The organism is Agrococcus baldri, assembly GCA_900114805.1.
GTDB lineage: Bacteria > Actinomycetota > Actinomycetes > Actinomycetales > Microbacteriaceae > Agrococcus > Agrococcus baldri.
The window spans coordinates 57,107-78,960 of the sequence record FOZN01000001.1 but is presented as its reverse complement, the minus strand read 5'-3'; the positions used below and the strand labels follow the sequence as shown (position 1 = coordinate 78,960).

Annotated in this window: 16 protein-coding genes and 3 rRNA genes; 16 read left to right on the top strand and 3 right to left on the bottom strand. The window is 68.1% G+C overall.

Features of this window, described 5'->3' with window-relative positions:
• Position 1: 1 nt before the first annotated feature.
• The 4 genes from tyrS to rrf all read left to right on the top strand — a co-directional run bounded on the left by tyrS (position 2) and on the right by rrf (position 7,312).
• The gene (gene tyrS / locus BM288_RS00355; protein ID WP_318255240.1) at positions 2-1,300 is read left to right on the top strand and encodes a tyrosine--tRNA ligase; all 1,299 of its coding nucleotides are present in this window, start codon (positions 2-4) and stop codon (positions 1,298-1,300) included.
• Positions 1,301-2,046: 746 nt separating this feature from the next.
• Positions 2,047-3,569: ribosomal RNA gene (locus BM288_RS00350) — 16S ribosomal RNA — on the top strand.
• 403 nt (positions 3,570-3,972) lie between these two features.
• Positions 3,973-7,083: ribosomal RNA gene (locus BM288_RS00345) — 23S ribosomal RNA — on the top strand.
• 112 nt (positions 7,084-7,195) lie between these two features.
• Positions 7,196-7,312 (top strand): 5S ribosomal RNA (rrf, locus tag BM288_RS00340).
• The 16S, 23S and 5S rRNA genes sit together here, the layout of an rRNA operon.
• A gap of 52 nt (positions 7,313-7,364) precedes the next feature.
• On the opposite strand, the gene BM288_RS00335 is transcribed toward rrf, so the two are convergent.
• A complete protein-coding gene (locus BM288_RS00335; protein ID WP_143102957.1) occupies positions 7,365-8,711 on the bottom strand; it encodes a hypothetical protein in 1,347 nt (448 codons plus the stop codon).
• Between BM288_RS00335 and BM288_RS00330 the strand changes: the two genes are divergently transcribed.
• Positions 8,664-9,794 carry a tetratricopeptide repeat protein gene (locus BM288_RS00330; protein ID WP_177220180.1) on the top strand — a complete coding sequence of 377 codons (1,131 nt, stop codon included), beginning with the start codon at positions 8,664-8,666 and terminating at the stop codon, positions 9,792-9,794. The two genes, BM288_RS00335 and BM288_RS00330, sit on opposite strands and share 48 nt — an antisense overlap.
• Positions 9,794-10,816, top strand: a complete 1,023-nt coding sequence (locus BM288_RS00325) for an HAD-IIA family hydrolase (protein WP_092914783.1) — start codon at positions 9,794-9,796, stop codon at positions 10,814-10,816. The genes BM288_RS00330 and BM288_RS00325 overlap by 1 nt, the downstream gene beginning before the upstream one ends.
• 21 nt (positions 10,817-10,837) lie before the next feature.
• Here the strand turns inward: BM288_RS00325 and BM288_RS00320 are convergent, their stop codons facing one another.
• Positions 10,838-11,572: an aminoglycoside 3'-phosphotransferase gene (locus BM288_RS00320; protein WP_092914781.1), complete on the bottom strand. Its 735-nt coding sequence runs from the start codon at positions 11,570-11,572 to the stop codon at positions 10,838-10,840.
• A 192-nt stretch (positions 11,573-11,764) separates the two neighbouring features.
• On the opposite strand from BM288_RS00320, the gene BM288_RS00315 reads away from it, so the two are divergent.
• From BM288_RS00315 to BM288_RS00275, 10 genes are all read left to right on the top strand, one after another.
• Positions 11,765-12,760: an NAD-dependent epimerase/dehydratase family protein gene (locus tag BM288_RS00315; protein WP_092914779.1), complete on the top strand. Its 996-nt coding sequence runs from the start codon at positions 11,765-11,767 to the stop codon at positions 12,758-12,760.
• Entirely contained in the window at positions 12,757-12,924 is a 168-nt protein-coding gene (locus tag BM288_RS14370; RefSeq protein ID WP_177220179.1) for a hypothetical protein, read from the top strand. The genes BM288_RS00315 and BM288_RS14370 overlap by 4 nt, the downstream gene beginning before the upstream one ends.
• Positions 12,917-13,726: a TlyA family RNA methyltransferase gene (locus BM288_RS00310; RefSeq protein WP_318255239.1), complete on the top strand. Its 810-nt coding sequence runs from the start codon at positions 12,917-12,919 to the stop codon at positions 13,724-13,726. The genes BM288_RS14370 and BM288_RS00310 overlap by 8 nt, the downstream gene beginning before the upstream one ends.
• Positions 13,723-14,625: an NAD kinase gene (locus BM288_RS00305; RefSeq protein ID WP_318255238.1), complete on the top strand. Its 903-nt coding sequence runs from the start codon at positions 13,723-13,725 to the stop codon at positions 14,623-14,625. The genes BM288_RS00310 and BM288_RS00305 overlap by 4 nt, the downstream gene beginning before the upstream one ends.
• A complete protein-coding gene (recN, locus tag BM288_RS00300) occupies positions 14,622-16,331 on the top strand; it encodes a DNA repair protein RecN (RefSeq protein ID WP_092914773.1) in 1,710 nt (569 codons plus the stop codon). The genes BM288_RS00305 and recN overlap by 4 nt, the downstream gene beginning before the upstream one ends.
• 92 nt (positions 16,332-16,423) lie before the next feature.
• Positions 16,424-18,094 (top strand): CTP synthase, encoded by a 1,671-nt coding sequence (locus BM288_RS00295; RefSeq protein ID WP_092916101.1) that lies wholly within the window; start codon positions 16,424-16,426, stop codon positions 18,092-18,094.
• A 6-nt stretch (positions 18,095-18,100) separates the two neighbouring features.
• Positions 18,101-18,715 (top strand): NUDIX domain-containing protein, encoded by a 615-nt coding sequence (locus BM288_RS00290; RefSeq protein ID WP_092914771.1) that lies wholly within the window; start codon positions 18,101-18,103, stop codon positions 18,713-18,715.
• A 36-nt stretch (positions 18,716-18,751) separates the two neighbouring features.
• A complete protein-coding gene (locus BM288_RS00285; protein WP_092914769.1) occupies positions 18,752-19,720 on the top strand; it encodes a site-specific tyrosine recombinase XerD in 969 nt (322 codons plus the stop codon).
• A 53-nt stretch (positions 19,721-19,773) separates the two neighbouring features.
• The gene (locus BM288_RS00280; protein WP_092914767.1) at positions 19,774-20,157 is read left to right on the top strand and encodes a VOC family protein; all 384 of its coding nucleotides are present in this window, start codon (positions 19,774-19,776) and stop codon (positions 20,155-20,157) included.
• Between the two features lie 15 nt (positions 20,158-20,172).
• Entirely contained in the window at positions 20,173-21,198 is a 1,026-nt protein-coding gene (locus BM288_RS00275) for a 1-aminocyclopropane-1-carboxylate deaminase (protein ID WP_092914765.1), read from the top strand.
• 7 nt (positions 21,199-21,205) lie between these two features.
• Here the strand turns inward: BM288_RS00275 and BM288_RS00270 are convergent, their stop codons facing one another.
• Complete coding sequence (locus BM288_RS00270) at positions 21,206-21,688, bottom strand: GNAT family N-acetyltransferase (RefSeq protein ID WP_092914763.1); 483 nt, start codon at positions 21,686-21,688, stop codon at positions 21,206-21,208.
• Positions 21,689-21,854 lie beyond the last annotated feature (166 nt).

The following is a 21,854-nucleotide window of genomic DNA, read 5'->3' as shown; positions in this document are numbered from 1 at the left end:
GGTGATCGAAACCGCTCCCATCCAGCTCGACCCGGCATTCAGCAACGTCTGGGACGAGCTGCAGTACCGCGGCAGCGTGCACGTCTCGACCGACGCCGAGGCGCTCGAGGCGGCGCTCGCCGGCGATCCGATCACCTACTACTGCGGCTTCGATCCGACCGCGCCGAGCCTGCACCTGGGCAACCTGGCGCAGCTGATCATCATGCGCCGGCTGCAGCTCGCTGGCCACCGGCCGCTCGCGCTGGTCGGCGGCTCGACGGGTCTCATCGGCGATCCGAAGCCCACGGCCGAACGGCAGCTCAACGAGCGCGAGACCGTCGCCGAATGGGTGACGTACCTCGGCGACCAGATGCTGCGCTTCCTCTCCGACGAGGGCGACAATGCCGTGCGGCTGGTGAACAACCTCGACTGGACGGCGCCGATGTCGACGGTCGACTTCCTGCGCGAGATCGGCAAGCACTTCCGGGTCGGCACGATGCTGCGGAAGGACGCCGTCGCCTCGCGCATGGAGTCGGACGAGGGCATCTCCTACGCGGAGTTCAGCTACCAGGTGCTGCAGGGGCTCGACTTCCGCGAGCTGTTCCTGCGGTATGGGTGCACGATGCAGCTGGGCGGCAGCGACCAGTGGGGCAACCTGACGGCCGGCACGGAGTTGATCCGCAAGGCCGAGGGCGTGCACGCGCACGCACTGGGAACGCCGCTCATCACCGACGCGGACGGCAAGAAGTTCGGCAAGAGCGAGGGCAATGCCGTCTGGCTCGACGCCAACCTGACCACGCCGTACGCGATGTACCAGTTCTGGCTCAACCAGGACGACGCGATCGTGGTGCAGCTGCTGAAGTCGTTCACGTTCCTGCCCTCGGGCCGCATCGATGAGCTCGCGCGGGCCACGACCGACGCTCCTTTCCGCCGGGAAGCGCAGAAGGAGCTCGCGATCCAGGCGACGTCGTTCATCCACGGGGTCGAGGCGACGCAGCAGGCGATCGATGCCTCGCAGGCGCTGTTCGGCTCCGGCGATCTGACCGCCCTCGACGCATCCACCCTCGCCGCAGCTGTCGCCTCGCTCGACAAGCACGCGACGGCGACACCGGATGCGCCGGTGCTGCAGCTGCTGCAGGAGACCGGTCTCGTCGACACCCTCTCCGATGCCCGGCGCGCGATCGCCCAGGGTGGGGTGAGCGTCAACAACGAGCGCATCGACGATGCCTCCGCCACGCTGGAAGGGCGGCTGCTGCACGGCAGGTTCGCGGTGCTTCGCCGCGGGAAGAAGACGCTGGCCGGCATCGACGCCGGAGGGTGATGCACCGGCGCCGGCGCGACGCGGGTGAGTGTGAACGGGGGCCCGAGGGCCCCCGTTTCGTCGTTTCCGCTGAAACACGGGGCGACACGCCCGGGATGCGCACGTTTTGTGCCCTGGGGCCGACGTCCATGTAATGTTTCTACCTGTCACCCCAAAGACGCAGAGCCGAGAGGCCAGCGGATCAAGAGGGACCACCTCTTCGCCGTGAGGCGCCACGCATTTGCGTGTCGAGCCGAAACGCGAGTATGGTGACAATCCACTTCAACGATGAACGTGCGGAGCGCACGGACGGCAGCGAGAGCAGCCGGCCAGCGCGACACGCCGACTTGACAGTCACTCCGTCGCGTGTAACCTAGACAGGTTGCCACAAACCGGGACTTCGAGTCAGGCAGAAGCCGACTTGACAGTCACTCCGGAGCGTGTAACCTAGACAGGTTGCCACGATCCGGAACTCAACTGCGAGTCCGGTGGGAGTCAAACTCCGCACGGCGTGTCGAATTGACACTCGCCGAGAAGTGGTTATGATTGAGAAGTTGCCTCGACGCAGACCCGAAAGGGAAAGCACGAGAGCGTCCGATCCTTGAGAACTCAACAGCGTGCACAATGTCAAATGCCAAATTATTAACTCGTCCTGCCTTTTAGGCAGAACGATTCCTTTGGATAAGACAGATTGTCAGTAGACAGTCTATTTTGTCAGCATCAAACTCGCTGCCATCCGGTTTTCCCCGGTTGGTACGCAAATTTTCTTTACGGAGAGTTTGATCCTGGCTCAGGACGAACGCTGGCGGCGTGCTTAACACATGCAAGTCGAACGATGAAGGAGGAGCTTGCTCCTCCGGATTAGTGGCGAACGGGTGAGTAACACGTGAGCAATGTGCCCTTGACTCTGGAATAAGCGCTGGAAACGGCGTCTAATACCGGATACGACCTTCGGAGGCATCTCCTGGGGGTGGAAAGAATTTCGGTCAAGGATCAGCTCACGGCCTATCAGTTAGTTGGTGAGGTAATGGCTCACCAAGACGACGACGGGTAGCCGGCCTGAGAGGGTGACCGGCCACACTGGGACTGAGACACGGCCCAGACTCCTACGGGAGGCAGCAGTGGGGAATATTGCACAATGGGCGCAAGCCTGATGCAGCAACGCCGCGTGAGGGACGACGGCCTTCGGGTTGTAAACCTCTTTTAGCAGGGAAGAAGCGAAAGTGACGGTACCTGCAGAACAAGCACCGGCTAACTACGTGCCAGCAGCCGCGGTAATACGTAGGGTGCAAGCGTTGTCCGGAATTATTGGGCGTAAAGAGCTCGTAGGCGGTTTGTCACGTCTGCTGTGAAATCCCGAGGCTCAACCTCGGGCTTGCAGTGGGTACGGGCAGACTAGAGTGCGGTAGGGGAGATTGGAATTCCTGGTGTAGCGGTGGAATGCGCAGATATCAGGAGGAACACCGATGGCGAAGGCAGATCTCTGGGCCGTTACTGACGCTGAGGAGCGAAAGCATGGGGAGCAAACAGGCTTAGATACCCTGGTAGTCCATGCCGTAAACGTTGGGAACTAGATGTGGGGACCATTCCACGGTGTCCGTGTCGTAGCTAACGCATTAAGTTCCCCGCCTGGGGAGTACGGCCGCAAGGCTAAAACTCAAAGGAATTGACGGGGGCCCGCACAAGCGGCGGAGCATGCGGATTAATTCGATGCAACGCGAAGAACCTTACCAAGGCTTGACATATACGAGAACGCGCTGGAGACAGCGAACTCTTTGGACACTCGTATACAGGTGGTGCATGGTTGTCGTCAGCTCGTGTCGTGAGATGTTGGGTTAAGTCCCGCAACGAGCGCAACCCTCGTCCTATGTTGCCAGCACGTAATGGTGGGAACTCATGGGATACTGCCGGGGTCAACTCGGAGGAAGGTGGGGATGAGGTCAAATCATCATGCCCCTTATGTCTTGGGCTTCACGCATGCTACAATGGCCGGTACAATGGGCTGCGATACCGCAAGGTGGAGCGAATCCCAAAAAGCCGGTCTCAGTTCGGATTGGGGTCTGCAACTCGACCCCATGAAGTCGGAGTCGCTAGTAATCGTAGATCAGCAACGCTACGGTGAATACGTTCCCGGGCCTTGTACACACCGCCCGTCAAGTCATGAAAGTCGGTAACACCCGAAGCCGGTGGCCTAACCTTTTGGAGGGAGCCGTCGAAGGTGGGATCGGTAATTAGGACTAAGTCGTAACAAGGTAGCCGTACCGGAAGGTGCGGCTGGATCACCTCCTTTCTAAGGAGCATCTCGCCGGCGTAGCCGGCGCAGAGCCACTACGGTCGCATACGTCGACCGGTGGTCAGCTCATGGGTGGAACATTGACATTGGCACTCGAACGAACGAGTCCGAACCAGTACGGCTACGCAAGCAGCCTGGAACAGTCGGACACGGGAGATCGAGTGCATGCACGCTGTTGGGTCCTGAGGGACCGGACGGCGCCTTTTGGCGTCTGAAGAACCCTCGGACCGGCCGGCTGAAAGCGCACATGCGCTGAAGTCGTCGGTACCGACCGTAAGTTGAGAACTACACAGTGGACGCGAGCATCTTAGATTCGAGCTTCGGCTCGGATCACAAGATCTATTAATAGATCATTGGTCAGCAGCCTTCGGGCTGCCGATTAACCAATACTCATGTATGTGGTCAAGTTTCTAAGAGCAAACGGTGGATGCCTTGGCATCTGGAGCCGATGAAGGACGTAGTAATCTGCGATAATCCTCGGGGAGCTGATAAACGAGCTTTGATCCGAGGGTCTCCGAATGGGGAAACCCCGCTGGGCGGCGTGCCGACCCAGTGACTCCCGCCTGAATATATAGGGCGGGTAGAGGGAACGTGGGGAAGTGAAACATCTCAGTACCCACAGGAAGAGAAAACAACAGTGATTCCGTAAGTAGTGGCGAGCGAACGCGGAAGAGGCTAAACCGATCGTGTGTGATAGCCGGCAGGCGTTGCACGATCGGGGTTGTGGGACATCTCAGCTGCTCTGCCGAGCAGCAAGCGTTACAGACCGCGGTAGGCGAAGGACTTGGAAAGGTCCATCACAGAGGGTGACAATCCCGTAGCCGAAACCGCGCAATGGCGCGAGGTCCATCCCAAGTAGCACGGGGCCCGAGAAATCCCGTGTGAATCAGCCAGGACCACCTGGTAAGCCTAAATACTCCCAGATGACCGATAGCGGACAAGTACCGTGAGGGAAAGGTGAAAAGTACCCCGGGAGGGGAGTGAAATAGTACCTGAAACCGTTTGCTTACAAACCGTCGGAGCAGCCCTAGTAGCTGTGACGGCGTGCCTTTTGAAGAATGAGCCTGCGAGTTAGCGATATGTGGCGAGGTTAACCCGAGTGGGGAAGCCGTAGCGAAAGCGAGTCTGAATAGGGCGATTCAGTCGCATGTCCTAGACCCGAAGCGAAGTGATCTATCCATGGCCAGGTTGAAGCGAGTGTAAAAGCTCGTGGAGGACCGAACCCACTTAGGTTGAAAACTGAGGGGATGAGCTGTGGATAGGGGTGAAAGGCCAATCAAACTTCGTGATAGCTGGTTCTCTCCGAAATGCATTTAGGTGCAGCGTTGCGTGTTTCTTGCCGGAGGTAGAGCTACTGGATGGCCGATGGGCCCCAAAAGGTTACTGACGTCAGCCAAACTCCGAATGCCGGTAAGTGAGAGCGCAGCAGTGAGACGGTGGGGGATAAGCTTCATCGTCGAGAGGGAAACAACCCAGACCACCGACTAAGGTCCCTAAGCGTGTGCTAAGTGGAAAAGGATGTGGAGTTGCTTAGACAACCAGGAGGTTGGCTTAGAAGCAGCCACCCTTGAAAGAGTGCGTAATAGCTCACTGGTCAAGTGATTCTGCGCCGACAATTTAACGGGGCTCAAGCACATCACCGAAGTCGTGGAATTCGTACAACAGCTCGGCAGCTTGTCTGTCCAGGCGTACGGATTGGTAGGAGAGCGTCGTGTGGCGAGTGAAGCGGCGGAGTAATCCAGCCGTGGACGCTACACGAGTGAGAATGCAGGCATGAGTAGCGAAAGACTGGCGAGAAACCAGTCCTCCGAAAGACCAAGGGTTCCAGGGTCAAGCTAATCTTCCCTGGGTAAGCCGGGACCTAAGGCGAGGCCGACAGGCGTAGTCGATGGACATCAGGTTGATAATCCTGAGCTGGCGAAAAACCGCCCAAGCCAAACCAGTAATGCTAAGAGTCCGAATCCTTGGACCGATCCCTTCGGGGTGACGTCCTTGGCCTAGCACTCGACCCTATGCTGGGGCGGCTAGCGTATTAACAGGTGTGACGCAGGAAGGTAGCAGAACCGGGCCGATGGTTGAGTCCGGGTAAGCCGTAGGGCGTGGGATAGGCAAATCCGTCCCACATATAGCCTGAGAGCTTTGCCGAACCCTAGAGGGAAGTCTGTGATCCTATGCTGCCAAGAAAAGCATCGACGCGAGGTTTTAGTCACCCGTACCCCAAACCAACTCAGGTGGTCAGGTAGAGAATACTAAGGAGATCGAGAGAATCGTGGTTAAGGAACTCGGCAAAATGCCCCCGTAACTTCGGGAGAAGGGGGGCCTGAGGCGTGATGGCACTTGCTGCCTGAGCGTTTGAAGGCCGCAGAGACCAGTGGGAAGCGACTGTTTACTAAAAACACAGGTCCGTGCGAAGACGCAAGTCGATGTATACGGACTGACGCCTGCCCGGTGCTGGAAGGTTAAGAGGAAGGGTTAGCGTAAGCGAAGCTCAGAATTTAAGCCCCAGTAAACGGCGGTGGTAACTATAACCATCCTAAGGTAGCGAAATTCCTTGTCGGGTAAGTTCCGACCTGCACGAATGGCGTAACGACTTCCCAGCTGTCTCAACCGCGAACTCGGCGAAATTGCACTACGAGTAAAGATGCTCGTTACGCGCAGCAGGACGGAAAGACCCCGTGACCTTTACTACAGCTTGGTATTGGTGTTCGGTGTGGCTTGTGTAGGATAGGTGGGAGACTGTGAAGCCCGGACGCTAGTTCGGGTGGAGTCATTGTTGAAATACCACTCTGGTCACTCTGGATATCTAACTTCGAACCGTAATCCGGTTCAGGGACAGTGCCTGGTGGGTAGTTTAACTGGGGCGGTTGCCTCCCAAAAAGTAACGGAGGCGCCCAAAGGTTCCCTCAACCTGGTTGGTAATCAGGTGTCGAGTGTAAGTGCACAAGGGAGCTTGACTGTGACAGTGACAACTGGAGCAGGGACGAAAGTCGGGACTAGTGATCCGGCAGTGGCTTGTGGAAGCGCTGTCGCTCAACGGATAAAAGGTACCTCGGGGATAACAGGCTGATCTTGCCCAAGAGTCCATATCGACGGCATGGTTTGGCACCTCGATGTCGGCTCGTCGCATCCTGGGGCTGGAGTAGGTCCCAAGGGTTGGGCTGTTCGCCCATTAAAGCGGCACGCGAGCTGGGTTTAGAACGTCGTGAGACAGTTCGGTCCCTATCCGCTGCGCGCGTTGGAAGTTTGAGAGGATCTGACCCTAGTACGAGAGGACCGGGTTGGACGAACCTCTGGTGTGTCAGTTGTTCCGCCAGGAGCACCGCTGATTAGCTACGTTCGGGATGGATAACCGCTGAAAGCATCTAAGCGGGAAGCCGGCCTCAAGATGAGACTTCCGTGCCTTCGGGCGAGAGGCTCCCAGCTAGACTACTGGGTTGATAGGCCGGATGTGGAAGTGGGGACTAACGACCCATGGAGCTGACCGGTACTAATAAGCCGATGACTTGATAACATATATATGAGCTTGCTGCTCGCGTCCACTTTGTGGTTCTCGATGTACGGTCGAGAACCGCAGCCCTCCGCTTCAATGCGGAGAGCTGTGCAGATCGAAACATCAATAGTGTTTCGGCGGCCATAGCGAGAGGGAAACGCCCGGTCACATTCCGAACCCGGAAGCTAAGGCTCTCAGCGCCGATGGTACTGCAGGGGGGACCCTGTGGGAGAGTAGGACACCGCCGGACTTCTTTTGGAAAGGGGCCCCAGATTATTCTGGGGCCCCTTTTTTCATTTGTCCTACAGTTGTGGAAGCGCCGACGTGGTGGAGAGGATCGTGCCGTGAACGACGAGGCAGACCGTAGCAATTCGGGTCGCGACGACCATCGCCGCCGCAACGCCGGTGACGCCGGCCGGCCCAAGCGCGACGGCGACCGCCGTCCGCAGCGTGAGGGCGACCGCCGCTTCGGCGATCGCGACCAGCGTCCGCAGCGCGATGGCCACCGCAGCCTCGGGGACAGCGAGCGCAAGCTCCGCCCCGGTGACCGCGGCTACCGTCCCGACGGAGATCGTCGCACCTCGAGCCACGCCGATCGTCCACAGCGTGATGGTGATCGTCGGTTCGGCGACAGGGACAGCCGGCCCCGCGACGGCGACCGTCGCCCTCAGCGTGACGGTGAGCGACGCTTCGGTGACCGTGACCAGCGGCCGCAGCGCGACGGAGACCGCCGGCCCCAGCGTGACGGCGATCGTCGCTTCGGCGACCGCGACAACCGGCCGCAGCGTGGCGGCGAGCGACGCTTCGGCGACCGCGACCAGCGCCCGCAGCGTGGCGGCGAGCGACGCTTCGGCGACCGCGACCAGCGCCCGCAGCGTGACGGCGACCGTCGCTTCGGTGACCGTGACCAGCGGCCGCAGCGCGACGGAGACCGCCGGCCCCAGCGTGACGGCGATCGTCGCTTCGGCGACCGCGACCAGCGCTCGCAGCGCGATGGTGACCGCCGCCCGCCTCGTGACGGTGACCGCCGCCCGCCTCGTGATGGTGACCGCCGCCCGCCTCGTGACGGTGACCGCCGGCCGCCTCGTGACGGTGACCGCCGGCCGCCTCGTGACGGTGACCGCCGGCCGCCTCGTGACGGTGACCTCCGCCCGGCACGGGACGGCGATCGCACGTTCGGCGACCGCAAGCCGTCGCGCGACGGCGAGCGACGCTTCGGCGATCGCGACCAGCGTCCGCAGCGCGACAGCCGTCCGCAGCGTGATGGTGGCCGTGAGTTCGACGATCGCGACAGCCGACCCCAGCGCGATGGACGGCCCCAGCGGGACGGCGACCGCCCCTACGGCCGCGGCGACCAAGCGCGTCGCGACGACCAGCGCTCGCGCAACCAGGGGCCGCAGCGTGACGCCGCGCGTTCGGGGCGCGACTACGAGCACCGCGGAGACGGCTCCGGCGAGAGCTTCAAGCAGGTGCGCGACGATGACTTCGTGGCGCCCGACCTGCCCGAGGACATCCAAGCCGAAGATCTTGACATCGGCGCGCGTGCGCAGTTGAAGACCCTCACCAAGGAGAACGCCGAGTACGTCGCCAAGCACATGGCGATGGCCGGTCAGCTGATCGACGACAACCCGGAGCTCGCGCACCAGCACGCGCTCACGGCTGCCCGTCGCGCCGGGCGCATCGGCGTCGTGCGCGAGACGCTGGCGATCACCGCGTACCAGCTGGGCGACTTCGCGCTGGCGCTGCGCGAGCTGCGCACGTACCGCCGCATCACCGGTCGCGACGACCAGCTGCCGCTCATGGCGGATTGCGAGCGCGGACTCGGCCGCCCCGAGAAGGCGCTGGAGCTCGCCCGGTCTGTGGACGCATCCACTCTGGATACCGCAGTGCGGGTCGAGCTTGCGATCGTGAAGTCGGGTGCGCGCCTCGATCTCGGGCAGCAGGACGCCGCGCTCGAGGAACTGCGGATCCCGGAACTGCGCAAGGACAAGGCGTTCGAGTACAGCCCTGCGCTGTTCGCGAGCTTTGCCGGCGTGCTCGAGGAGCTCGGCCGCGACGACGAGGCGGCCGAGTGGTTCGCGCTCGCCGACCGCGCGATCGATGCGCTCGAGGCCGCGATGGCCCCCGGTGAGCTCGAGTACGTCGGCATCACCACCGAGGTCGGCGAGCCCATCGAACCGGTCGTCGGGGATGAGGGCGTCGCGCTCGACCCGGTGGATGGCGCGGAGCCCGCCGAGCCAACGTCGAACGACGAGGCGCTCGAGACGGCACGCGATGCGGCTGCGTCGACGGCCGTCGAGGCAGCGGACGTCCCGGAGAATGAGGACGAGACCGCGGACTCGGACGACAGTGCCGACGCCGAGCCGATCATCGAGACCGCGGACGTCCCGGACGTCGATGAGGCGCCCGCTGCCGCTGAGGCAGAGCCTGTCGTGGATGTCGAGGACGTGCCTGACGGCGACGCGGCCGAGGCTTCGGCGGCTGATGCGCCGGCCAGCGCTGCGGGTGACGTGCCGGTCGACGCTGCGGCTGACGCGCCGGTCGACGCTGCGGCTGATGCGCCGGTCGATGTGCCGGTTGCGGCGCCGGCTGCCCAGCAGGACGATGTGCTCTTCGGCGATGCGCTCTTCGGCGACGACCTCATCGAGCCCGTCGGCACTGCCGAGGCCGGCACCGAAGAGATCGACCAGGACCGAGCGGGGGAGGCCCAGCGCGACGGAGACGAGCGCTGATGGCACTGTTCCGCAAGGCCGCACCGTCGGCGCCAACGCCGATCGACGGCGTCGACTGCCTGTACCTCGACCTCGACGGGGTCGTCTACAAGGGCCCAGACGCGATCCCGCACGCCGTCGACAGCATCAATGGCGCGGGCGTGCGCCCGGTGTACCTGACGAACAACGCCTCGCGCACCGACGCTGAGGTCGCCGAGCACCTCGCGTCGTTCGGGCTGCAGCTCACGCCCGACGATGTCGTCACCAGTCCGCAGGCGGCCATGCGGCTGCTCGCGCAGCACCTCGAGCCGGGCGATCGCGTGCTCGTGGTCGGCGGCGCAGGCATCGTCGTCGAGGTCGAGGCGCGCGGCTGGCAGGTCGTGCGCACCGCCGCCGAGCAGCCGAAGGCGGTCGTGCAGGGGTTCCACCCCTCGGTCGGCTGGCAGGAGCTCGCCGAGGCCTCGTTCGCGCTCCACACCGGCATTCCGTGGGTGGCGACGAACGGCGACTGGACGATCCCGGTCGCCGGCGGCATCGCGCCCGGCAACGGCACGCTCGTCTCGGCGGTGCACACCGCAGTCGGCAGGCTGGCCGAGTTCGCAGGCAAGCCCGAGCGCCACATGTACGACGTCGCCACCGAGCGCTTCGCCGCCGCCGCACCCGCGATGGTGGGCGACCGCCTCGACACCGACATCCTCGGCGCGCGCCGTGCCGGCATCCGCTCGATCATGGTGCTCACGGGCGTCGACCGCGGCGCGCACCTCATCGGCGCCGACGAGACGATGCGGCCCGACCACATCATCGAGGACCTGCGCGGCCTCACCGAGCCGATCGCACCGCTGCGCGAGACGCTCGAGCGCTCCACGGGCGACACCTACTTCGAGGTGGGCACGGCTGCCGTGCGCCGCAGCGGCATCGACATCACGCTCGTGCGCGCAGGGGCGCGGCCGGTGGACACCATCCGCGCGGCCTGCGCCGCGGTGTGGACCGCCGACCGGCCCGTGCTGGGACTGCGGATCGCCGACCAGCTGCTCGCGCTCTAGCGTCGGGGGCCGCGACGCGGCTCAATCGTCGACGATGGGCGCGTCCCACAGCGCCCGCCAGCCGGCGATGCGCGCCGCATCCGGCACGACGCCGTAGGCGCGCCAGAACGCCGGCTCGGCGTCGGCGAGCCCGTTCCACTCCAGCGACCACGAGGCGATCGCCAGATCCGACCAGCGGTCGCCCACGCCGACGCGCCCGAGGTCGACGAGGCCCGCGAACCGGCCGGAGGCGAGGAGCGTGTTCGGTGCGCACGGGTCGCCGTGGCAGACGACCAGGTCGTCTGGGCCGGCGCCGTCAGCGGCTGAGTCGAGAGTGGATGCGGTCCAGTCGGGGGCGGGGAACGGGCAGTCGGCGACCGGCAGGGCGTGCAGGCACCGCAGCCCCTCGCCGAGCGCGGCGGCCGCGCGCTCCGGATCCCGCAGTCCCGCGGCGGAGACGATCGATGCCGCGTCGATCGCGGCGGTCACGAGCGTCTCGCCGGCTGCATCGGATGCCTGGTCGAGCACCCTCGGCACCGGCAGCGGACCCGCTTGGGCGAGCCAGCGCATCCGCTCTGCTTCGTCTGCGAGCGACTCGCCGGAGCCGGCCGGGCTCCACTTCGCGTAGACCGAGCCGTTCGGGCGGTCGATGCGGGCGGTGATGCCACCGGTCTCGTTCCGCCAGACCAGCTCGACCGGGTGGTGCTCGGCGAGCCGCGCGATCGCGCGCGGCACCGGCGTGCCCGCGGGCGGGGGAGCGGCGACGACGGAGGGCACGGGACGACGCTAGCGAACCGGCCGGCGTGGGCGGGCCGGCGTGGGCGGGCCGGCGTGGGCGGGCCGGCGTGGGCGGGCCGGCGTGGGCATAGCAATGCGGGTGGGTCGGTGCGGCCGGGCGGATCGAGCGCGAAGACTGCGCCGAGGGCGAACGATGTGGAGGCGGCGGCGCCCACGTGGTCTGCTTGCGGCATGACACGTGAGCGAACGCCTGGACGCGTGCTCGTGCTCGGCGGCACCCGCTGGGTCGGCCGTCGCATCGCACAGGCGCACCTCGAGCGCGGCGCCGAGGTGACGTGCCTCGCGCGCGGCGAGGGCGGCGACGCTCCTGCGGGCGCGCGGCTGCTGGTCGGCGACCGGGTGCGAGCGGATGCGTACGACGGGCTGGCAGGGGAGTGGGACGAGGTCGTCGACGTCACCCGGCTGCCCGCGCACGCGGCAGGAGCGCTCGACGCGCTCGCCGATCGCGCGCGCCACTGGACCTTCGTCTCCTCTGTCTCGGCGCAGCGGCTGGAGGGCGCACCCGTCGGCGCGGGCGAGGACGACGAGCTCGTGCCGGAGGACGAATCCGGCGAGGAGTATGGCGGCGCGAAGGCGTGGATCGAGCGCGTCGCTCGCGAGCGGCTCGGTGAGCGGCTCGCGATCGTGCGGCCGGGGCTGATCGGCGGGCCGGGCGACGAGAGCGGCCGCTTCGGCTACTGGGTGGCGCGGCTCGCCCTCGCCGGCGCGGAGCCGGTGCTGGTGCCGGCGCGCGACCAGCCGACGCAGACCATCGACGTGCGCGATCTGGTCGCCTTCCTGGTCGAGGTCGCGCCGACGCGCAGCGACATCGTCAACGCTGTCGGACCCACGGGCCGGCTGCACGACCACATCGCGCTCGCCCGCGAGCTCGCCGGCCACACGGGCGAGCTCGTGCGGGCGAGCGACGAGCAGCTCGACGCGCTCGGCATCGAGCACTGGGCGGGGCCGCGCGCGCTGCCGCTGACGCTGCCCGTCGAGCTGGGCTCGCACGCGCAGCGCTCGAGCGCGCGGTACCGCGCGGCCGGCGGCACGCACCGCCCGCTGCGGGAGACGCTCGAGGCCGTGCTCGCCGACGAGCGCGCGCTGGGTCTGGACCGGCCCGCTGCCCACAGGCTCTCGCGCGCCGACGAGCTGGCGGCGATCGGTTCGCTAGCCTCGCTGTCATGACGGATGCGCACGGCCAGCACGCAGGCGGCACCGACGAGCACGCCACCGACGGGCTCGTCGACGAGCTCGACCTGCTCGAGCAGCAGCCGCTCGAGGAGCGGGCCGAGCAGCTCGCGCGCATCCACGACAAGCTGCAGGCCGAGCTGGGCGCCGTGCGTGGCTGAGTCGGCCGCTGACGCGCCGGTGCAGCTCAGGCTCGACCAGGCGCTCGTCGAGCGCGGTCTCGCCCGCAGCCGCACGCAGGCGCAGCAGCAGATCGCCGCCGGGCTCGTGTCGGTCGACGGGCACGGCGTCGTGAAGGCGAGCCACAGGGTCGGCCCCGACGCCGAGCTCTCCGTCGAGGGCGGCGACCCGTGGGTCTCGCGCGCCGCGCACAAGCTGCTCGCCGCGATCGATGCCTTCGGCATCGACCCGTCGGGGCGCGACGCGCTCGACGCGGGCGCCTCGACCGGCGGCTTCACGCAGGTGCTGCTCGCGCGCGGTGCCGCGCATGTGACGGCGCTGGATGTCGGGCACGGCCAGTTCCAGCTCGACGTGGCCGCGCTTCCCATCACCCTCATCGAGGGGCAGAACGTGCGCGAGCTGGCGCCCGGCTCGATCGAGCCAGTGCCGTCGATCATCACCGCCGACCTGTCGTTCATCTCGCTGGGGCTGGCGATCGGGTCGCTGACGGGCGTCGCCGCGCCCGACGCCGACTGGGTGGTGCTCATCAAGCCGCAGTTCGAGGTGGGCCGCACGGGCGTGCGCGAGGGCATCGTGACCGACCCGACGCTGCGCGCGCAGGCGATCGAGCAGGTGCTCTGGGCCGCGTGGGATGCGGGGCTGGGCACGGCGGGGCTGATCGGCAGCCCGATCATCGGCGGCCGCGGCAACCTCGAGTACCTCGCGCACCTGTCGGCGACGGCCGGCACGAATCCGACACAATGGTTGGCGGAGTCCGTCAGGCTGTCGAAGGAGGCGCGGTGAGCGTTCGCAGGTTCCTGCTCGCATTCCACCCCGGGCGCGCCGAGGCGGTGCAGACGACGGCGAGCATCGCCGCGCGACTGCTGGCCGCCGGTGTGACGCCGGTCGTGCTCGCGGCCGACCGCGGCGTGCTGCTCGAGGGCCGATCGGGGCTCGACGCGGTCGAGCCCTACGAGTCTTCCGACATCCCCGAGATCGAGCTGATCATCACGCTCGGCGGCGATGGCACGATCCTGCGCGCCGCCGAGCTGCAGCGCGAGATCGACGCGCCGCTGCTGGGCATCAACCTCGGCCACGTCGGCTTCTTGGCCGAGGCCGAGATGGCGGATATCGACGAGGTCGTCGAGCGGGCGCTGCGCGCGGACTACGAGGTCGAGCACCGGCTGGTGATGCGCGTGCGGGTGTTCGACGGCGATCGCCAGGTGCACGAGACCTGGGCGATCAACGAGGCCGCGATCGAGAAGGCCGGTTCGGGTCGCATGATCTCGACGCTGCTCGAGATCGACGACCGGCCCATCTCGTCGTTCGGCACCGACGCCGTCATCCTCGCCACGCCGACGGGCTCGACCGCGTACTCCTTCTCGGCCGGCGGCCCCATCGTCTGGCCGACCGCCGAGGTGCTGCTGATGGTGCCGCTGGGCGCCCACGCGCTGTTCACCCGCCCCATGGTGGCCGCGCCGACGTCGACCATGTCGGTGACGATCGCGGACGACTCCACCAGCGCCGCGGTGCTGTGGTGCGACTCGCGCCGCTCGTTCGAGCTGCCGCCGGGCTCGCGCGTCGAGGGGACGCGCGACGACCGGCCGCTGCGACTCGCGCGGCTGACGCGCGCGCCCTTCTCCGACCGGCTGGTCGCGAAGTTCCACCTGCCCGTCGAAGGCTTCCGGCGGAAGCGGCCGTGACGCGGCTCGACGAGCTCACGATCCGCTCGCTGGGCGTGATCGACGATGCGCGGGTGCCGCTGGGCTCCGGCTTCACCGCGATCACGGGTGAGACCGGCGCGGGCAAGACGATGGTCGTGCAGGCGCTCGCGCTGCTGCGCGGCGAGCGCGCCGACGGCGGGGTGATCCGTGCCGGCGAGGAGCGCGCAGCCGTGCAGGGCGTGTGGCTCGTCGACGATGCGGATGCGGTCGCTCTCGTCGAGGACGCCGGCGGCAGCCTCGACGATGGCGAGCTGATCCTCGGGCGCGCGCTCTCGCGCGGGCCGGACGGCGCCGCCCGCTCGCGCGCGCAGGCCGGCGGTGCCGCGGTGCCGGCAGGGCTGCTGCGTGAGCTCGCCGACCGTCTGGTCGCGGTGCACGGGCAGGCGGACCAGCAGCGGCTGCGCTCCGCCGAGGCCCAGGCGGCGGCGCTCGACCGGGCGGCCGGCGCCGCGCTCGACGAGCTGCTGGGCGAGTATCGCCGTGAGCACGCGGCCTGGACGGACGCGCGGGACGCGGCCGAGCGCATCCGCACCGAGCACGATGCGCGGGCCGCCGAGGCCGCGTCGCTGCGCGCGGAGCTCGAGGAGCTCGAGGCCTTCGACCCGCAGCCGGGGGAGCAGCAGGAGCTCGCCGCGATCGCGAACCGGCTGGAGCACTCCGAGGGGCTGCGGATGGAGCTCGCCGAGGCGCACGCGGCGCTGCTGAGCGACGACGACGCGCCCGATGCGGTGACCCTCGCGGGCACCGCGCGCAGGCTGGTCGAGCGGGCCTCCACAGACGACGCGGCGCTCGCGGATGCGCTCGAGATGCTGGTGCAGGCGGATGCGCTGCTGCAGGAGGCGTCGGTCTCGATCGTGAAGGCGCTCGACGACCTGGAGCGGCCGGAGCGCAGCCTCGACGAGGTGCAGCAGCGGCGCGCCGACCTCTCGGGGCTCGAGCGCCGGCTCGGCCGCCCGCTCGAGGTGGCGCTCGAGGAAGCCCCGGGCGCGGCGCTGCGCCTGGTCGAGCTCGACGGCGACGACGAGGAGCTCGCGCGGCTGGCCGCCGAGGAGGAGCGCTGCCTGGCGGCGGCGACGGCGCTCGCCGATCGGCTGAGCGCGCTGCGGCAGGACGCCGCCCGCCGGCTCGAGGAGGCCGTCGGCGCCGAGCTGCGGGCGCTCGCGATGCCGAACGCGCGGCTGGTGGTCGAGGTCGCGCAAGCGGAGACCCTCGGCGCGAGCGGCCGGGACCGCGTCAGCATGCTGCTCGCGCCGCACCCGGGCGCCGAGCCGCGGCCGGTGCAGAAGGGCGCCTCGGGCGGCGAGCTCAGCCGCATCATGCTCGCGCTCGAGGTGGCGCTGGCCGCCGGCTCCCTGTCGGAGCAGAGCGTGCCGACCATGGTCTTCGACGAGGTCGACGCCGGCGTCGGCGGCGCCGCGGCGATCGAGATCGGCCGTCGCCTCGCGCAGCTCGCCGAGCACTGCCAGGTGATCGTCGTCACCCATCTGGCGCAGGTCGCCGCCTTCGCCGAGCACCATGTGCGTGTGGAGAAGGGCACCGACGGGCGCATCACCGCCTCGCAGGTCGCTGCGGTCGAAGGCGAGGCGCGCCTGGCCGAGCTCGCCCGCATGCTCTCGGGCACCGCATCCGACACCGCCCTCGCGCACGCCCGCGAGTTGCTCGCCGATGCGCGAGCGGTGGGATAGGCTCGAAACCCGTGAACCTCGCCCAGCCAGACGCTGACCAGCAGCCCACGGAAACCTCCGGCCAGAGCGCTCCCGCAGCGCCCGTCGCGAAGGTGACCAAGCAGATCTTCGTCACCGGTGGTGTCGTCTCCTCGCTCGGCAAGGGCCTCACCGCCGCGTCGCTCGGCAACCTCCTCACCGCGCGCGGCCTGCACGTGGTGATGCAGAAGCTCGACCCGTACCTGAACGTCGACCCGGGCACGATGAACCCGTTCCAGCACGGTGAGGTGTTCGTCACCGACGACGGCGCCGAGACCGACCTCGACATCGGCCACTACGAGCGATTCCTCGACGTGAACCTCTCGCAGGCGGCGAACGTCACGACCGGCCAGATCTACTCGCGCGTGATCGAGCGCGAGCGCCGCGGCGAGTACCTGGGCGACACCGTGCAGGTCATCCCGCACATCTCCGACGAGATCAAGCGCCGCATGCGGCTGCAGGCCGAGCAGGACCCGCAGCCCGACGTCATCATCACCGAGATCGGCGGCACGGTCGGCGACATCGAGTCGCAGCCGTTCATCGAGTCGGCGCGGCAGATCCGCCACGAGCTGGGCCGCCAGAACGTCTTCTTCGTGCACGTCTCGCTCGTGCCCTTCCTGGGCGCCTCCGGCGAGCAGAAGACGAAGCCCACGCAGCACTCGGTCGCGACGCTGCGCTCGATCGGCATCCAGCCCGACGCGCTCGTGCTGCGCAGCGACCGGCCGGTGAGCGAGTCGAACCGCAAGAAGATCGCGCTGATGTGCGACGTCGAGGAGGAGGCGGTCGTCAACACCGTCGACCTGCCCTCGATCTACGACATCCCCACGACACTGTTCGAGCAGCGGCTCGACGCCTACATCATGGGGCAGCTGGGCCTGCAGGCCGGCGACGTCGACTGGTCGCACTGGCAACCGGTGCTCGACGCGGTCCACCAGCCGAAGCACGAGGTCACCATCGGCCTGGTCGGCAAGTACATCGACCTGCCGGATGCGTACCTGTCGGTCACCGAGGCGATCAAGGCCGGCGCCTTCGCGAACCAGTCGAAGGTGAACCTGCGCTGGATCCGCTCCGACGACTGCGAGACGCCGGAGGGCGCCGCGGCACACCTGAGCGACGTCGACGGCATCGTGGTGCCCGGCGGCTTCGGCATCCGCGGCATCGAGGGCAAGCTCGGCGCGCTGAAGTTCACGCGCGAGAACGAGATCCCCACGCTCGGCATCTGCCTCGGCCTGCAGTGCATGGTCATCGAGGCCGCCCGCAACCTCGCGGGCATCGAAGGCGCATCCTCCACCGAGTTCGACGAGGCCACGCCGGCGCCGGTGATCGCCACGATGGCCGAGCAGCAGCAGCACCTGCACGGCGGCGACCTCGGCGGCACACAGCGGCTGGGGCTGTACGAGGCGAAGCTGGCCGAGGGCTCGCTCGCCGCGCGCCTCTACGGCAGCACCGTCTCGCACGAGCGCCACCGCCACCGCTACGAGGTGAACAACGCCTACCGCGAGCAGGTCGCTGCGGCCGGGCTGGCCTTCTCGGGCACCTCGCCCGACGACAAGCTGGTCGAGTACGTCGAGCTGCCCGGCCACCCCTTCTACATCGCCACCCAGGCGCACCCCGAGCTGCGCAGCCGGCCGAACCGCGCGCATCCGCTCTTCCGCGGCCTCGTCGAGGCGGCGCTCGATCGCCAGCGGGCGTCGAAGCTGTTCGACGAGACCGACGAGAGCGACGTCGACGGCTCGGCCCAGTAGCACCCGGTGATCGAGGACACGCTCGGCCGCCGGCCGGTGCTCGCGCGCGAGCGGCTGTTCGACGGGCGCGTGTTCGACGTGGACGCGCAGGAGTTCGAGCTGGGCGGTGACCGCATCCGGCGCGAGGTCATCATCCACCCCGGCGCCGTCGCGGTCGTCGCGGTCAACGACGCCGACGAGGTCATGCTCGTGCACCAGTACCGCCACCCGGCGGGCGGCACACTGTGGGAGCTGCCGGCGGGCCTGCTCGACGTCGCCGGGGAGGACCCGCTCGTGAGTGCCCGGCGCGAGCTGGCGGAGGAGACCGACCTCGCCGCCGACACCTGGCGCACGCTGATCGACATCTCCACCACCGGCGGCGGCTCGACCGAGATCATCCGCATCTACCTCGCCACCGACGTGCACGAGCTGCCCGAGCAGCACGCGCGCGAGCACGAGGAGGCCGAGATGGAGCGGCGCTGGGTGCCGCTCGAGGAAGTGCTCGAGGCGGCGACCCGCCTGCGGCTCCACAACGCGACGCTGCTGGCCGCGCTGCTGGCGCTCACGCAGCTGCGCGCCCGCGGCGTCGACGCACCGCCCGCCGACGCGGCCTTCGACTGGCACGCATCCGCCTCGTCATGACTCGGTCGTGCGGCAAGATGCAGGCGTGAGGCAGCCGTGACCCCCCAGCAGGCCGTCGAGCGGCTGCTGCGGCAGCTCGCCATCGAGCGCGGGCTGTCGAAGCACACGGTCGCCGCCTACCGCCGCGACCTGGCCGGCTACCTCGCCGTGCTCGAGGCGAGGGGCGTGACGGATGCGTCGGCCATCACGGGCGAGGACGTCGCGGCCTTCCGGGGCTCGCTCGCCGACCGCGCGCTGGCGCCCTCCTCGGTGGCGCGGCACCTCTCGGCGGTGAAGGCGCTGCACCGCTGGCTCGTCGACGAGCAGGTCGTGATCGAGGATGTCGCGAAGGACCAGCGCCCGCCGAAGCTGCCGCAGCGGCTGCCGAAGGCGATCTCGGTCTCGCAGATGCAGCGGCTGCTCGACGTCGCCGGGGCGGAGGCTGCGGCGGACGCTGGTGCGGATGCGGACGCCGGTGTGGGGAGGGCGAGCGATGGCGCGGCGGTCGACCCGGCCCGCCTGCGCGACCGCGCCCTGCTCGAGCTGCTCTACGCCACCGGCGCCCGCATCTCCGAGATCATCGCGCTCGACGTCGATGAGGTCGCCTCGGTCGGCGAGCACGGGCTGCTGCGCGTCACCGGCAAGGGCGCGAAGCAGCGGCTGGTGCCCGTCGGCTCCTACGCGCGGGCGGCGACGGATGCCTGGCTCGTGCGGGGGAGGGCGGCGTACGCCGCGAAGGGGCGCGGCACCCCGGCGCTGCTGCTGGGCGCTCGCGGCGGGCGGCTGAGCCGCCAGGCGGCGTGGGAGATCATCCAGCGCGTCGCCGAGGAGGCAGGGGTCGCGAACGTCTCGCCGCACACCTTCCGCCACTCGTTCGCCACGCACCTGCTCGAGGGCGGCGCCGATGTGCGGGTCGTGCAGGAGCTGCTGGGGCACGCCTCCGTCGCCACCACGCAGATCTACACGCACGTCACCGCCGACACGCTGCGGGACATGTACACGAGCGCGCACCCACGGGCGAGGTAGGCGCCGCCGGCGGCGCCGTGCGGGTGTCGGCGGGCAGGCGTAGCGTGACGCGCATGATCACCTTCGACGCCATCGGCACGGTCGTGCGCGACATGCCCGCCACACTCGCCTTCTACCGCGCGCTCGGGCTCGAGATCCCGTCTGCAGCGGATGCGGCTCCGCATGTCGAGGCCGTCCTGGTTGGCGGCATGCGGCTGATGTGGGACACCGAGGAGACGGTCCGGTCCTTCGATCCCGACTATGAGCGCGAGGAGGGCCAGAGCCATGCGCTCGCGGCCCGCTGCGACTCACCCGCGGAGGTCGACGCGACGGTCGGGCGGCTGGCGGGGCTCGGGCATCGGGTCGTCCGCGAGCCGTGGGACGCCGCCTGGGGTCAGCGCTACGCGACGGTGCAGGATCCCGACGGCTACAGCGTCGACCTCTACGCCGCGCTCTGACGCTAGGGTCTGGTCATGAGCATCGCCGCTTTCGACCGATACCCGCTGACCTTCGGTCCGAGCCCCGTGCATCCGCTCGACAATCTGTCGAAGCACCTCGGCGGGGCGGCGATCTGGGCCAAGCGTGAGGACGTGAGCTCAGGCCTCGCCTTCGGCGGCAACAAGACCCGCAAGCTCGAGTACATCGTGCCCGACGTGCTCGCCTCCGGCGCCGACACGCTCGTGTCGATCGGCGGCTACCAGTCGAACCACACCCGCCAGGTGGCCGCGGTCGCCGCGAAGCTCGGCCTCAAGGCGCGCCTGGTGCAGGAGAAGTGGGTCGACTGGGACGACCCGGTCAACGACAAGGCCGGCAACCTGCTGCTCTCGCGCATCATGGGCGCCGACAGCCGGCTCGACGACGCCGGCTTCGACATCGGCATCCGCTCCTCGTGGGAGGAGGCGCTCGCGGAGGTCGAGGCCGCCGGCGGCACGCCCTACGGCATCCCCGCCGGCGCGAGCGAGCACCCGCTCGGCGGGCTCGGCTTCGCCAACTGGGCCTACGAGGTGGCCGAGCAGGAGCGCGAGCTGGGCGTCTTCTTCGACACGATCGTCGTCTGCACCGTGACCGGCTCGACCCACGCCGGCATGATCGCCGGGTTCGCCGCCCTGGAGGACGCAGGCGGGCGACCGCGCCGCGTGCTCGGCATCGACGCATCCGCCACCATCGACAAGACGCGCGACCAGGTGGCGCGCATCGCCCGCAGCACGGCGCAGCTGATCGGCCTCGAGCGCGAGCTGCGCGATGACGAGATCGCCGTGCTCGAGGGCTGGGCGGGCGACAAGTACGGCATCCCCGTCGAGTCGACGGTGGATGCGATCCTGCTCTCGGGCAGGACCGAGGCGATGATCATCGACCCGGTCTACGAGGGCAAGTCGATGGCGGGACTCATCGACCTGGTGCGCTCGGGCGAGATCGCGCAGGACTCGACGGTGCTCTACGCGCACCTGGGCGGGCAGCCGGCACTGAACGCCTACTCGGGCATCTTCCCCTGGAGCTGACGGTGCGTCAGCGCTCTCCGATTGCGCCCTCTGCCCAGAGCGCTCGCGGGTTGCTGCGAAAGCCAGCACGCTCGTAGACCGGGATCGATCGCGGGCTCGCGTGCACCGTGACGTGCTCGAGGCCGCGCTCGCGCGCGGACGCGAGGACCGCATCCGCCAGCATCGTGCCGATGCCGCGCCCACGCGCATCCGGCACCACGTAGCAGCTCTGCAGATCGCCCGAGCGGCGCTCGAGCGCGCGCGGCGACGGCACGCGGGCCTGGATCGCCAGCCACGCCATGCCGACGACCTCGCCTGCCTCGACGGCGGCGAACGGCACGTGCGAGCCGCGGTGCTGCCGCGCCCAGCCGGCGACCTCTACGACGTAGGCGCCGAGGTCAGGCAGCGCCTCATCCGTCGACTCGCGCACCCATCGCCAGCGCAGCGCTGCGAGCGCCTCGAGCTCGTCGTCGCGTGCTTCGCGCACCGTCACTGCCGCCGCATCCACCATTCCGCCACCCTAGAGCGCGATCTCAACGTGCGAGGTGGTCGCTCGACCCTTGCTCAGCGATCGAATGGCCGCCTCGCACGTTGAGATCCGCCGCAGAGGTTCAGGTAGAGGTTGAGATACACGCCGCGTCGGGCTACCGGGGGAAGACGGCGGGGGTTCCTACACT